Genomic DNA, 10,661 nt, shown 5'->3' on the forward strand with positions numbered 1-10,661 from the left:
TACGAACAAGGCTGACTGATAATTTTCAGGTGCTAAAACCTGCATCTTGATTTCCATTGAGTATATACTAACCAAATTTAAAACGGAATCGAATCATCAACCCCCCCAGGCGGCACAGCACTTGGCGCATTGTTCGGACTAGCCCCTGAGTATTGCGTTTGAGTCTGTTCCTGTCTACCTCCAACCATCTGCAATGTGCCGTTGAATCCTTGCACAATGACCTCAGTCGTATATCGCTCAATCCCCTGTTGGTCTTGCCACTTCCTTGTTTGCAATTGCCCCTCAACGTAAACTTGAGCCCCTTTTTTCAAGTACTGTTCAGCGATTTCAGCTAACTTGCCAAAGATTACAACACGATGCCACTCGGTTTTTGACTTTTCCTCGCCTGTCGCCTTGTCTCGCCAAGTCTCGCTTGTTGCGATGTTAAGTGTTGCGATAGGGTCGCCACTTTGTGTACGTCTGATTTCAGGGTCTTGCCCCAAGTTGCCTAAAATAATTACGCGATTTACACCTTTACTTGCCATGCCCTAACTCCTTATATCCAAATTCGTGGAAAGTGATTTTCACTACTGCTGTATTGAAATCTTCAACTAAAGGTAATTGGTCAACAGTTCTAAAGTCCTCACTTTTTGTTTTCCAATCGCACCCATTAAATACAGGTTTATCATTTTCAGTAAGATGGATATCTAAAAAACCTCTACTACACTGAGTTGCAAATACATGCTTTTGCGTTTTAACATCAATGTAATCATCTAAAAGCTGTTTGATTTCCCATTCGTGATTTTTTACTACTTCTAGCAATTTAGTTTCCATGATTAACTTCCTCAAAAATTTCTTCCATCAATTCATCAAAGCTTTTTCTGCGATTATCCAAATCAAAGTCGCTAGGCTCTGACCATTGGCCGCTTTCTGGCAGTGCGTTCAAATAATCTTCGCACATCACCATAAATTCTGGCTCTTGTGGTTTTCGACCACACTCGACACCGCTAAGGTAGGCGCTACCAACTCCAAGAGACTTAGCCATTTGATACAGCGTGATTCCTTTGCGTATGCGTAAAGCTCTGATTTTCTTGCCCCATTCAGTGAGACCGCCACCGAAATTGTAGAGGTGCGCATTTCTTAAATCGCTCATTTCAAATAACTCCGTGTTTCTCTAAAATAGGCTTCAAATTAGGCTTTTCGTAACACTCTGGCTTTCTAATTTTGCCGTTATTGTCAAAAAGCAACCATAAACCACCACGTTTAACAACATTAAACTCATTGCTAGTTAGCTGATAGCTAGAGAATTTAGTCCAATTTGAGCGCATGACTTCTTTTATGCAGTCGATTAGGCAGTCGATGTTGTAATTATTGTCAACAGTCCAATCGTAAGAGTCTTTTAACGACTCTAAGAAAGAATCTGAATCAAGCATAACGATGTAATAGCTGTTTACAACAAAGATATCCGCTAATGCGTCATATATTTCTATGATATCGTTATTTTTGATTGCTAAGTCAAGTTCTTCGCTTTCTTCTTTAACTAGAGAAACTTGATGATTGATTGCTTCCTCTGTTACTTCAAAATGATCACCGCGCGCGACATTGTTCCATTCGACAACCTGAACGGCTAATTGAAGTAAATCGCTTTGTTGTCTCAGTTTAATTAATGCATTTTTCATTTTATTCCCCTATAAATTCCGACTTCTTCTTAACTTCAATCAGTGAGTGGCTATCGCCAAAAACGACTGTTTCAGCGTAGTCATCACAAAGATATGAAAGCCCAACGTATTTTTTTGAAGCGTCCAAGTTATCAACCCAAACTTCACCATTGAATGTTGGAGTGTTCTTAAATCTGTGAATCTTCATATCAAGGTCTTGCGCATAGAAACCGTTGCGCTTGAACTTAATTTTTTTCACTGCGTCAAATACTTTTATTTCGGTCATTGTGCATCCCTTATCATTTTTTCAAGCTCCTCTATTTCAGTTATACCTTTGTGCAAGGTACCTGTAAGTTCTTTTGATGCTCGGAAATAGATAACTAACCCCCTTTTATACAAACCATCTGAATCCATGTAATTTTCTATTTGAGCCTTTTTAATTTCATTAATATTGATTATTTTATTGCCTAGCTTGATAAAGTTTTTCATTGCATTGTTTCCTTTTTGATAAATGACTTAACCCGAATTTGGGATATAAAAAAAGCGCCATTGGCGCTCTAGTTGTGTTTCTTTTTTTTAATTAAATGCGGTCCTTTCAAATCATAACCAACATCGAATCTATCTTCGAAATTAACATGATTTTTATAGTATTCAGCTCTGCATTTCTCGCAACAGTAATCAATATCGCAACAATTAACAGCCTGATAATTACAACCAGGACATGGTGTTTCTTCGGCTGTTGCTCGCTTGTAAATGATAAATAATGCAATTATTAAAATTATAGACAGAATCATAAATCAATCTTCCTTTGGCGGTTCTGGCAATGGTTGCCAATAATCATTAACATCAACAGCAGTCTTTAACCCACTTTGATATATCCAAACAAAACCGCCTGCAGTTTCATTTTTAGCATAAAAAGCACCTGCGTTTATAACCCCATTTCGGCACATGATTACTTCTTGGTTCAATTCAGGCTGTTTATCTCTGACCTTAGTCCAGCTCTTGTATGTATTATCTGTACTGAAATCTGGCAAATAACACCAACATTGAACATAAGTATCACAGTCAAAATACTCATTTTCGTAATGAAAATACCACTTTCTTTCTTCGTCACAGTAACCTACAAGTAAAGGGTCCTCATAGCCAATCACTCTAGCTAGAACAGGCGTGTTAGCTGGCGGTAATTTCTCATCGTTATATGTCTCGGTTTCGTAATGTTTCTCTTTGCCTTTGCACTCACAGCAAAGCCTGATTGAACCATCGTCCATACCTAATTCATTACAACATTGGTCACAAGTGAGGTTTGAGTCTTGCTCCTCTTTTGCAAGCTCGTAACCTGCTTGCCAAGCCTCCAGCGCCAACTGCACAGTATTTAGTAAATACTTGCCATTATCATCCTTGCAAAGATTATTCTCACCAGTGCTCAAGAGCCATTTTTCAAACTTTTCCATTATCCACCACCTGTTAAATAAGCCGCTATAAGCCTTGTTGATTTAGCCAATAAGTTATATTTTTCAATATCATCTAACCCTGTTTTCTTAACTAGAAATTCGTTGTTGTCATAAATAAACAACATCACGCCCTTGCTTGATTGGTCATTACCGTCATGCTCGGTAACAGTGATTGAGTACTTAAGTTTTTTATCAGTCATCAATGCACCTCTGATTGATTATTTTGGGCTATTTCATCCCTGAGTATAGATAACCTTTCTATAGCCATTTGAATAATAGTTGCTGTAAATTCAGCGTCATTAGTTTCGTCTATCACGTTATTAACGTCATAGCTGAACCCTTTAATTGTTACCTCGCTATCTGTCGCTTCCTCCTTGGTTACGATAGTTAACACCTTTTGATCATTTAGTATCTCTGCATTATTAAAACTGACTTCAATTTTTAAACCGAGGGGACTTGATTTTTTCTGACCCATAATATTTCCTCTTTAACTTTGGTACCACGATACGCACTAATCCTTGACGATTTAGTGAACTTATCAAAGTCACGCAATAAATCGCTGTACAATTCAGATTCATAGCCACTTATAACAACGTGACCTTTTAATGATTGAACTAACTGCAGTAACTCGACATGCTCTGATTCAGTCATCTCACAGTCGTATCTGCGGTTACTCATGACCCTAGTCGAATGCAAATAGGGTGGGTCTAGGTAATGCAAGGTTTCTGACGTATCGTGTTTTTTGATTACATCGATAGCGTTTTTGTTCTCAATAATTACTCCTTGAAATCTTTCGGCTACAGCCTGAAAATTACTAGGAAACCTCGCCCACAAATGAGCTGGTGTTGCATACTCTCGCTTACTGTCACATCTAAAACCTGATGCGCCTTTACTGCCACTTGCACTACCAAAACCCATGCAAGCGCGAATCACGAATCTTCTGGCCAATTCGATTGGCTCGTCCGTGTCATCGTAGGCCTGTGAAAATTCAGTTCGTGAGTAAGGAGTCAAAGCGCATAATTCAGCTAATTTATTGCGACTATCCTCATCACGTAGTACCCGAAAGAAGTTGACTACATCAAAAGACAAGTCGTTATACACCTCAGAATATGAGCGCTCTTTTTGAAGTAAAACATTAGCAGCGCCGCCAAACGGCTCAACATAAACGCGATGTTCTGGGAAATGACTTATAATCCACTTCGCAAGCCGAAACTTGCCTCCGTGATATCTGACTGCAGGGTGCTTCATACCAACTCCAAATTTCAGGCATAAAAAAAGCCCATAAGGGCATACGGTTAGCGTGTAAATTAAAGTTTAACGCTAGGGCGGTTAGAGTTGTTCCTCAAATGAACGGTATTCTAGTGCGTCAGGGCAATCTTTCTTCAATAAATTTTCATAAGAATAAAAATTTGAATGATAAAGTTCGTCTTCGTCTCTATAGATCGCATAGTAATAAGTCTTGGTTTTGATTTCTTCGAGTTTTAAGTAAGAAGACGGAAGAACCTCCTTGTAAGTATCGCTGAGAATTACTGCAGAAGAATAATTGTAACCAATGAATCTACCGTGAGCATTACTATCAGTCCTAGATATAATTATATCCCCATTTTCAAACTTACCTTGCGTATCAATTTTTCGGTATTTCTTACCGTTAATTTCGATTATTTCCATTTCTTCCTCTTTTTTCTTTAAGAATAGGTGGGTTAGGTTTATGAATCCATCTTCTTTTGAATAATCATCTTTAGAACTCCAAGACCAATTTTCTCCTCGCACTCCATATACTATATTATTTACAGTTAATTCCTTGATAGATAATGTGCATGGTCTATGCGCATCAGGTCTAATGTGTTTAGATATTGTTTTCTCTACTAAATCACTATCAACATCACCACTGATTTCAACAAACCACTTTTCAGGCAAATTGTCGAGGGTGTATTCTGGTTGTTTTAAGAATAAGTGGGTTACGTTTTCTAAGTTTTTGACGTATTCAAAATAATCTGTACAACGAAGACACGTATCAGATATAACGCCGTAATACTTACAAATCTTATCCACTCCATTTTCATGATAAAATTCATATTCTTTATTTAAAGCCTTATTTAACTTATCTAAATCAATGTCATCTTTATTTTCTGGTAATTCAACATACCAACCGTTTTTTGGTAAATTGTCGAGCTTGTATTCCTCCACTTTCAGTAGCTCAAATACTTCTTCTCGTTTGAGAATTGTTGTTGCGTGGTCGGTTGCTAGAGCTGCATTACCGATAACCTCAAAACTCACATAGTTAACCCACTTGTCATCTCGAAAATAAATTATTGACATAGGTTGTATTTCGTACGCATAAATTGTTGAGTCACTATTTTGCGCCACTGCGTGTAGGCGTTCATTTCTAGTTAAAGTAGCATATACAGCTTGCTTATCCTCTTTACTTAAATTTCTTATTGTTTCACGTAAATTCATATTGTTACCCCTGTTGATTTAATTTTGCGCACGCCTGTTTTGGCGAGCGCAAATATTGACTGTTAAACTGGAATGTCATCATCTTGCATAGCGTTCTGCAAGTCAGCCTTTTGCAATTGGTATGCTTCAGTTGCCTTGTCTAAATGCTCTTGCGAATTAGCGAAATACTTAGCAACTGTTTTCTTGTAGATATCATCCAATTCAGGAATCTTACCGATTTTTGAAATGTACTCGATAAAAGAAGCTAATTTTTCTTCAAGGTTGATTTCTTGGCTTTGGCTTTTTTCAGGTTCCACAACTTCAGTAAATTGGGCATCTTGTACATCACCTTTCAAGATATCATCGACATTTTTTGATTTGGTTTGCGTTGGCTTAGCGGTGACAACTGTTTCCATACTATGGATTTCACCCTCCATTTCCTCAGCAGTTGGTTGCTGACCAATCTCTGGCCATGCCTTCCTAAGCGCTTGGGCTTCTGCACACTTAGCTAATTGAGCATAAGGGCGCTTTCTCCACATAGAATTAGGCGCTAAACTATCTCGTTTCTGAACAGCGTAATTTTCTTTCCAATATTCAGTAGCGCTAAACTCCGCTATTGAGTTATCAGGCATTTTTTTACGAACTGTGTACTTACAATATTTCGGATACGTAACTTCTACCCCTCCCAAATTTTCTGTTACATCAGGGCCGAATATTGGTTCATCTGCACCTGCATAGTTACCTGAGCGGTCTGCTTGTATTCTGTACATTCCAATACCAGGCATTACAACATCTCGCCAAACATTTTGACCTGTTTTCGAGTCTTTAACGCTCATTGGCACCAAATGAACAGGTTTTAGCATTGGATCCAATTCCCTTGCTCGACAATAGTCAAGAGCCATGACGATTGAATCATCACTAGCGCCAGGATAAATACTATTTTTCATTGCTGACCAAACGTTTTCATTAAAACCCATTTCAATTACTGCTTGAGGCATTACTGCTACCTGTGTATTTTTACTCATATTTTCTCCTAGCCGAATAAGGCATTTGTAGTTCTTCAATATCAAACCAAGCATTACTTTGCTTAGCTTCCGCTAAAGTTCTTAAGTTTTGACGCCACAGCATTGAGCCTGCGTCTTTCCAATCTTGCTCAAGTTCAAATACTCGAACAGGGTATTTACCGCCATTAATGGTTTCACTGACAGCCAAAAAAACAAATCTCGGCCATTCTCCAAAGGTTTGAAAGTAACCGTGCGAGTAGTAAGCGTCTTGGACGTGATAGCGATAATCTTCAACGCTGTACATGAATTTATCCATGTCAGCCGTTTTTTTAACATCTAGTATGATGTTTGCGCCTGATATGTCTTTATCCATTTTTGCTTTACACAGTTCGCCTGTTTCATCATCGTGCCAATAGATTGCTCTTTCACTTTTGCCTTGAGCTTCTAACAGCTTCCTTGCGACAGGGTGAGCAAAAGCTGAATCACGCATCAGCATTAACTTATGATGTTCTTCGTGAGTCATTATCGTGATGCCAGCAGCTTGATTTTCCTTGATGAATTTAGCTTCTTCCTCTCGACCTGCCTTTGTCATTCGATTAACTTTTGGCGCAAAAACGAATCTACTTTCAAACTCGTCAGGTTCAAGTAACAGGCAGTGCAAAGCGGTACCCATATCGAACGCTTTCAAGCGGTCAAGATCAACAGGCGCTTTCTTGTTCCAAAGATAGACGCTTGGGGATACAGCAATCAAATCTAACTGCGACTTGGATATTCCCTCACTTGCGTGGTATTCCTCGTTGCTAAGATTGTCATAGATACCTGTTTTCATTATCTGACTCCCACCTATCAATAAGAAATTCATCGCGTTGAATCTTTAAATCACGCTCGGCTTTAAAATCTGAAATCTGAATCATCAAATCATCATAGAGTTTCTTAATTTCATCTGGGTAGGTATCCAAAGATTCACCCAAAGCCGATTCGATAGCTTGATTTAAATTAGCCCATATTTTTTCAGCGTTTTTCTCAATGATTTGCTCGTCATCAAGCGCTTTAACTTTCATCAACATTTAGCCTCCTGAATTAAACATTCAGGCTCTGAAAAACCTGATTTTTGAATCGTCTCAACAACAGTTCTGACTCTGCAGATGATGTAATCACCTGCGTTTAAAGCGTGATAAAAGGTTGCAAACTTCGCTTTATCGTAGACAATAATCATAACAGCACCTCGATTGCTAGATAGATAGCTATTCCCCAAGCGATAACTCCAATTGCACCTACAACATAACAAGCCATTTTTTCTGCTTTGGTCATAGTGTCAATCCTCTGTGATGCCAATAGGTTTCAAACATTTTCTTGAATCCATCTTTGGTATCTTCAAATGTGTAACAGTGATTACCTAAATCTAAAAACAAAAAACTCCCTACTCGAATAAATTTCATATGAACTCCTAGTAGTTGATGGTTACGTTAGGAATCTCACGCTTCGCCATAGCTTTAAGAACAACAGTTGCAATTTCACTATCAAGACCTAACTCTTCAAGTTTAGCTATGATTGCTCGGTTGATAGTGCGTTGGTGTTCAATATTCGCCTTGCGAGCCTCTTCTTCGGCTTTTGCCTTAGCCTCAGCATCTAAACGAGCTTTTTCTTTAGCCTCGTTTTCAGCATTGATTCGAGCAATTTCGGCTTGCTTTTCTTCTTCCGCTTTAGCTAATGCTTCAGCTTTTTCTTTTTCAGCTTGTTCTTTGGCTCTTATCGCTTCCAATTCAGCATTTTTCGCTTGTTGGATAGCCAACTGAGCCTGATATTCCGCTTCTGCCTTTGCTTTCTCTTCAAGCTCACGCTGAAGTTTCTCGTTTGCTTCTTTTTTCTCTTGCTCGGCTTTGATTCTTGCCTTTTCACGTTCCATGTCGAATTCGGCATTCATGATTAGTGCTTCGCGGTGGTCAAGCTCAATTTGCTTGGCTAGCTCCTCAGCCTTTTTCTTTGCTTTCTTTTCATCTGCAATGCGCTTTTCCTCAGCTTCAATTTTAGCTAGTGGCTTGTAAAGCTCCTCATAAAAAGCATTTAATTGAGCTTCAATCCAGTTATTGGTTGCTACCATCTGGTTTGGAAGTTCTTTTAATCGCCTTGTTTCTTCTTTGCGCATTTCAGTAAGGCGTGAGTTAGCAGTCTTAATTTTCTTAATTTCTGCTTTGAATGTTTTGCGCTTATTATCTGTCGATAAATCATCATCCAATCCCTTATAATGGGATTTGATTTGGTCAATAATTAACTGAGCCTCGTTCTCTTTATTCACGAATACGTCAAGCACAGTCTTCTTAGGTGGCAGTGCGATTAAGGTTTGAATAACATCAACCTCAGTAGTTTCAATTTCTTCTTTCTCAATAGTTTCAGTAGTCATAATTTGCTCCAATAAAAAAGCCCTCACTAGGAGGGCTGTTAGTCAATTTGATTGTTTGGATTGGTCGTATAGGTTGATTGCGTGCGCTATCGCATAGCAACACCATATGTAGTAGTACTTAAACTCATAAAAATCAGGCAAGTCACATAAGTCATAATCTAAATCTTGCAACTCCCTGTAAAACTCATGCTCCTCTTCCGCTTTCAAAAGGTTTTCAAAGTCCTCATGAATTTTTCTGATGGCATCTTTATCTCTACCTGCTTCAGTAATTCTTTCTCTTTTGAGTTCTCTTGCATACTTTTTGGCTTCATCTATACTGAACTCTTTGAATATTCCTTCTGCGTCACGATAGTGCATGCCAGCTTGAAGTTTTTCAGCATAATATTGCAGACATACTCCCAAATCTTTATCTCTAAAGAACTGAAACATGTCCTCAATGCGACTAAAAGTGAAACAACCCATGTCGCCACTGATGCAAAGATAATCTGGCCAAGTTGTTATTTGGTACCACTGATTTGATGTTTTAGGGTTGCGAACTTTCAAATGGCGATATAATCCGTTATCAAGCAGAACTTCAAGTTTATGTTCTGCTACATTACTCAAAAAACTTTCTTTTGTTACTTTACCCATGCTAACCTCGAATTTTAGGCGAAAAAAAACCGCCTCTAGGGCGGTCGTGTTTAATTATGCAAATGCGACTTTTCTATACCAACCTAAGCGATTTATCTCGTTGGCATTAATGATGTGATTTGGAATAGGGCGATCACTTTTAATTCTCGCCTCTGGTTTAACTGTGTCTCTTAACTGCAATTCAGAGAGTGAAACGGCTTTCTCGACCTTGTTCACTACAGTGCCGCACTTGTGTTTGAATAGTGCCTCTGCTTTCTTTGCGTCACGCTTTAAGCGTGCTTTTGATTTTAGTTTCATTCTAACTCCGCTTCTAATACTTGTTCAATTGCCTCACGAATTAACTCACAAACCGTCTCGTCATCATCAGATAAAGCAGAACTCAACTCAATCTTGCAAGTTTCTAAAAAAGCATCTTTGATAGCCTTTATATCTTCATTACTATAATTTTTCACATAAGCTAGCTCTATCATGCAAGCCAAATCCGATAGTGATTTACTCTCTAAATCATTTAATTCCATAAATCCCCCCTAGTTTGACGCACATCTAACAAATGACTCAACCTCAGCAAGAATCTCTTCTGGTTCAGCGTCTGTGATGATAAATTCATGAACTGCATAGTTAGAGTCTTGTGTAACTGCTGAAAGCGCATTTAAACCCCAACCCCACACTAAAGATTCGTAAGCATCCGAGGAACGCATCTAGAGTAAGCCTATAAATTCACTAAAATAAGCATAGTTTCAACCAATCGAGGATTATGCTTTATGAGAAAATACACAATACAAGAAAAAATCGCGCATTTAGAAGCACGCGCAGCCTCTGGGCTTAAAATGGCGGATTATGCTGCTTTGCATAATATCAATTTTAACTCCTTTAGATGTTGGTCTTATTACGTAAAAAAGGCCTTATCTGCTAAATCTATTAACTCTATACAAGAAACATCTGTACATGCCACGGATGTGATTGAAGATGAAATCATCAATAGTGCGTCCAAAATTGATACTTCTACTACGCCAGTATCACAAAGTGCGCCACTGAGAGCCACGCTTGTGCCTGTTAAAGTCCTAGAACCTAATCGAAAAGTGTTATCCCAAACTCACAAGGA

The 10,661-nt window shown here is 38.6% G+C and carries 22 protein-coding genes; 1 reads left to right on the forward strand and 21 read right to left on the reverse strand.

Translation table 11 applies throughout. The annotated features are described in order from the left end of the window. Positions 1-77 precede the first annotated feature (77 nt). The 21 genes from ssb to ACFFIT_RS00485 all read right to left on the reverse strand — a co-directional run bounded on the left by ssb (position 78) and on the right by ACFFIT_RS00485 (position 10,257). Positions 78-524, reverse strand: a complete 447-nt coding sequence (gene ssb, locus ACFFIT_RS00385; protein WP_385875355.1) for a single-stranded DNA-binding protein — start codon at positions 522-524, stop codon at positions 78-80. Further along, positions 514-813, reverse strand: coding sequence for a hypothetical protein (locus ACFFIT_RS00390; protein WP_385875357.1), 300 nt, complete (start codon positions 811-813; stop codon positions 514-516). Before ACFFIT_RS00390 ends, ssb begins: the two co-directional genes overlap by 11 nt. After that, positions 803-1,132, reverse strand: coding sequence for a helix-turn-helix domain-containing protein (locus ACFFIT_RS00395; RefSeq protein WP_385875359.1), 330 nt, complete (start codon positions 1,130-1,132; stop codon positions 803-805). The genes ACFFIT_RS00390 and ACFFIT_RS00395 overlap by 11 nt, the downstream gene beginning before the upstream one ends. 1 nt (position 1,133) lies before the next feature. Beyond that, the gene (locus ACFFIT_RS00400) at positions 1,134-1,658 is read right to left on the reverse strand and encodes a pyrophosphohydrolase domain-containing protein (protein ID WP_385875361.1); all 525 of its coding nucleotides are present in this window, start codon (positions 1,656-1,658) and stop codon (positions 1,134-1,136) included. A gap of 1 nt (position 1,659) precedes the next feature. Then, positions 1,660-1,923, reverse strand: coding sequence for a hypothetical protein (locus ACFFIT_RS00405; RefSeq protein ID WP_385875363.1), 264 nt, complete (start codon positions 1,921-1,923; stop codon positions 1,660-1,662). Next, positions 1,920-2,126, reverse strand: coding sequence for a hypothetical protein (locus ACFFIT_RS00410; protein WP_385875364.1), 207 nt, complete (start codon positions 2,124-2,126; stop codon positions 1,920-1,922). Before ACFFIT_RS00410 ends, ACFFIT_RS00405 begins: the two co-directional genes overlap by 4 nt. Positions 2,127-2,434: 308 nt before the next feature. Continuing rightward, entirely contained in the window at positions 2,435-3,088 is a 654-nt protein-coding gene (locus tag ACFFIT_RS00415) for a hypothetical protein (protein ID WP_385875366.1), read from the reverse strand. Beyond that, positions 3,088-3,288, reverse strand: coding sequence for a hypothetical protein (locus ACFFIT_RS00420; RefSeq protein WP_385875367.1), 201 nt, complete (start codon positions 3,286-3,288; stop codon positions 3,088-3,090). The genes ACFFIT_RS00415 and ACFFIT_RS00420 overlap by 1 nt, the downstream gene beginning before the upstream one ends. Further along, positions 3,288-3,563, reverse strand: coding sequence for a hypothetical protein (locus ACFFIT_RS00425; RefSeq protein WP_385875369.1), 276 nt, complete (start codon positions 3,561-3,563; stop codon positions 3,288-3,290). The genes ACFFIT_RS00420 and ACFFIT_RS00425 overlap by 1 nt, the downstream gene beginning before the upstream one ends. Continuing rightward, entirely contained in the window at positions 3,530-4,336 is an 807-nt protein-coding gene (locus ACFFIT_RS00430) for a DNA adenine methylase (protein WP_385875371.1), read from the reverse strand. Before ACFFIT_RS00430 ends, ACFFIT_RS00425 begins: the two co-directional genes overlap by 34 nt. 81 nt (positions 4,337-4,417) lie before the next feature. After that, positions 4,418-5,545: a hypothetical protein gene (locus ACFFIT_RS00435; protein WP_385875373.1), complete on the reverse strand. Its 1,128-nt coding sequence runs from the start codon at positions 5,543-5,545 to the stop codon at positions 4,418-4,420. 62 nt (positions 5,546-5,607) lie between these two features. After that, positions 5,608-6,522 carry a phage recombination protein Bet gene (gene bet, locus ACFFIT_RS00440; protein WP_385875391.1) on the reverse strand — a complete coding sequence of 305 codons (915 nt, stop codon included), beginning with the start codon at positions 6,520-6,522 and terminating at the stop codon, positions 5,608-5,610. Between the two features lie 19 nt (positions 6,523-6,541). Next, positions 6,542-7,357 (reverse strand): PD-(D/E)XK nuclease-like domain-containing protein, encoded by an 816-nt coding sequence (locus ACFFIT_RS00445; RefSeq protein WP_385875375.1) that lies wholly within the window; start codon positions 7,355-7,357, stop codon positions 6,542-6,544. After that, positions 7,338-7,595: a hypothetical protein gene (locus ACFFIT_RS00450; RefSeq protein WP_385875376.1), complete on the reverse strand. Its 258-nt coding sequence runs from the start codon at positions 7,593-7,595 to the stop codon at positions 7,338-7,340. The genes ACFFIT_RS00445 and ACFFIT_RS00450 overlap by 20 nt, the downstream gene beginning before the upstream one ends. Then, positions 7,589-7,744 (reverse strand): hypothetical protein, encoded by a 156-nt coding sequence (locus ACFFIT_RS00455; protein ID WP_385875378.1) that lies wholly within the window; start codon positions 7,742-7,744, stop codon positions 7,589-7,591. Before ACFFIT_RS00455 ends, ACFFIT_RS00450 begins: the two co-directional genes overlap by 7 nt. Positions 7,745-7,835: 91 nt before the next feature. Further along, positions 7,836-7,967 (reverse strand): hypothetical protein, encoded by a 132-nt coding sequence (locus ACFFIT_RS00460; protein ID WP_385875379.1) that lies wholly within the window; start codon positions 7,965-7,967, stop codon positions 7,836-7,838. A gap of 8 nt (positions 7,968-7,975) precedes the next feature. Then, on the reverse strand, positions 7,976-8,929 hold the full coding sequence (locus ACFFIT_RS00465) for a coiled-coil domain-containing protein (protein ID WP_385875381.1): 954 nt from the start codon (positions 8,927-8,929) through the stop codon (positions 7,976-7,978). A gap of 42 nt (positions 8,930-8,971) precedes the next feature. Further along, positions 8,972-9,559 carry a hypothetical protein gene (locus ACFFIT_RS00470; RefSeq protein ID WP_385875383.1) on the reverse strand — a complete coding sequence of 196 codons (588 nt, stop codon included), beginning with the start codon at positions 9,557-9,559 and terminating at the stop codon, positions 8,972-8,974. A 54-nt stretch (positions 9,560-9,613) separates the two neighbouring features. Continuing rightward, entirely contained in the window at positions 9,614-9,856 is a 243-nt protein-coding gene (locus ACFFIT_RS00475) for a hypothetical protein (protein ID WP_385875385.1), read from the reverse strand. Beyond that, the gene (locus ACFFIT_RS00480) at positions 9,853-10,077 is read right to left on the reverse strand and encodes a hypothetical protein (protein ID WP_385875386.1); all 225 of its coding nucleotides are present in this window, start codon (positions 10,075-10,077) and stop codon (positions 9,853-9,855) included. The genes ACFFIT_RS00475 and ACFFIT_RS00480 overlap by 4 nt, the downstream gene beginning before the upstream one ends. A gap of 9 nt (positions 10,078-10,086) precedes the next feature. Continuing rightward, positions 10,087-10,257, reverse strand: coding sequence for a hypothetical protein (locus ACFFIT_RS00485; protein WP_385875388.1), 171 nt, complete (start codon positions 10,255-10,257; stop codon positions 10,087-10,089). A 63-nt stretch (positions 10,258-10,320) separates the two neighbouring features. Between ACFFIT_RS00485 and ACFFIT_RS00490 the strand changes: the two genes are divergently transcribed. Next, positions 10,321-10,661: hypothetical protein (locus tag ACFFIT_RS00490; RefSeq protein WP_385875390.1), on the forward strand; the 341-nt coding region annotated here is incomplete at its 3' end.

The organism is Thorsellia kenyensis, from assembly GCF_042432445.1.
GTDB classification, from domain to species: domain Bacteria; phylum Pseudomonadota; class Gammaproteobacteria; order Enterobacterales; family Thorselliaceae; genus Thorsellia; species Thorsellia kenyensis.

What these genes read in the sequence shown, in the direction of transcription:
- ACFFIT_RS00470 (WP_385875383.1), bottom strand. Translation starts at nt 9,559, where the DNA reads ATGGGTAAAGTAACAAAAGAAAGTTTTTTGAGTAATGTAGCAGAACAT.
- ACFFIT_RS00465 (WP_385875381.1), bottom strand. Translation starts at nt 8,929, where the DNA reads ATGACTACTGAAACTATTGAGAAAGAAGAAATTGAAACTACTGAGGTT.
- ACFFIT_RS00420 (WP_385875367.1), bottom strand. Translation starts at nt 3,288, where the DNA reads ATGACTGATAAAAAACTTAAGTACTCAATCACTGTTACCGAGCATGAC.
- ACFFIT_RS00395 (WP_385875359.1), bottom strand. Translation starts at nt 1,132, where the DNA reads ATGAGCGATTTAAGAAATGCGCACCTCTACAATTTCGGTGGCGGTCTC.
- ACFFIT_RS00460 (WP_385875379.1), bottom strand. Translation starts at nt 7,967, where the DNA reads ATGAAATTTATTCGAGTAGGGAGTTTTTTGTTTTTAGATTTAGGTAAT.
- ACFFIT_RS00485 (WP_385875388.1), bottom strand. Translation starts at nt 10,257, where the DNA reads ATGCGTTCCTCGGATGCTTACGAATCTTTAGTGTGGGGTTGGGGTTTA.
- ACFFIT_RS00390 (WP_385875357.1), bottom strand. Translation starts at nt 813, where the DNA reads ATGGAAACTAAATTGCTAGAAGTAGTAAAAAATCACGAATGGGAAATC.
- ACFFIT_RS00455 (WP_385875378.1), bottom strand. Translation starts at nt 7,744, where the DNA reads ATGATTATTGTCTACGATAAAGCGAAGTTTGCAACCTTTTATCACGCT.
- ACFFIT_RS00400 (WP_385875361.1), bottom strand. Translation starts at nt 1,658, where the DNA reads ATGAAAAATGCATTAATTAAACTGAGACAACAAAGCGATTTACTTCAA.
- ACFFIT_RS00430 (WP_385875371.1), bottom strand. Translation starts at nt 4,336, where the DNA reads ATGAAGCACCCTGCAGTCAGATATCACGGAGGCAAGTTTCGGCTTGCG.
- ACFFIT_RS00415 (WP_385875366.1), bottom strand. Translation starts at nt 3,088, where the DNA reads ATGGAAAAGTTTGAAAAATGGCTCTTGAGCACTGGTGAGAATAATCTT.
- ACFFIT_RS00405 (WP_385875363.1), bottom strand. Translation starts at nt 1,923, where the DNA reads ATGACCGAAATAAAAGTATTTGACGCAGTGAAAAAAATTAAGTTCAAG.
- ACFFIT_RS00445 (WP_385875375.1), bottom strand. Translation starts at nt 7,357, where the DNA reads ATGAAAACAGGTATCTATGACAATCTTAGCAACGAGGAATACCACGCA.
- ACFFIT_RS00425 (WP_385875369.1), bottom strand. Translation starts at nt 3,563, where the DNA reads ATGGGTCAGAAAAAATCAAGTCCCCTCGGTTTAAAAATTGAAGTCAGT.
- ACFFIT_RS00435 (WP_385875373.1), bottom strand. Translation starts at nt 5,545, where the DNA reads ATGAATTTACGTGAAACAATAAGAAATTTAAGTAAAGAGGATAAGCAA.
- bet (WP_385875391.1), bottom strand. Translation starts at nt 6,522, where the DNA reads ATGCCTCAAGCAGTAATTGAAATGGGTTTTAATGAAAACGTTTGGTCA.
- ACFFIT_RS00480 (WP_385875386.1), bottom strand. Translation starts at nt 10,077, where the DNA reads ATGGAATTAAATGATTTAGAGAGTAAATCACTATCGGATTTGGCTTGC.
- ACFFIT_RS00475 (WP_385875385.1), bottom strand. Translation starts at nt 9,856, where the DNA reads ATGAAACTAAAATCAAAAGCACGCTTAAAGCGTGACGCAAAGAAAGCA.
- ACFFIT_RS00450 (WP_385875376.1), bottom strand. Translation starts at nt 7,595, where the DNA reads ATGTTGATGAAAGTTAAAGCGCTTGATGACGAGCAAATCATTGAGAAA.
- ssb (WP_385875355.1), bottom strand. Translation starts at nt 524, where the DNA reads ATGGCAAGTAAAGGTGTAAATCGCGTAATTATTTTAGGCAACTTGGGG.
- ACFFIT_RS00410 (WP_385875364.1), bottom strand. Translation starts at nt 2,126, where the DNA reads ATGAAAAACTTTATCAAGCTAGGCAATAAAATAATCAATATTAATGAA.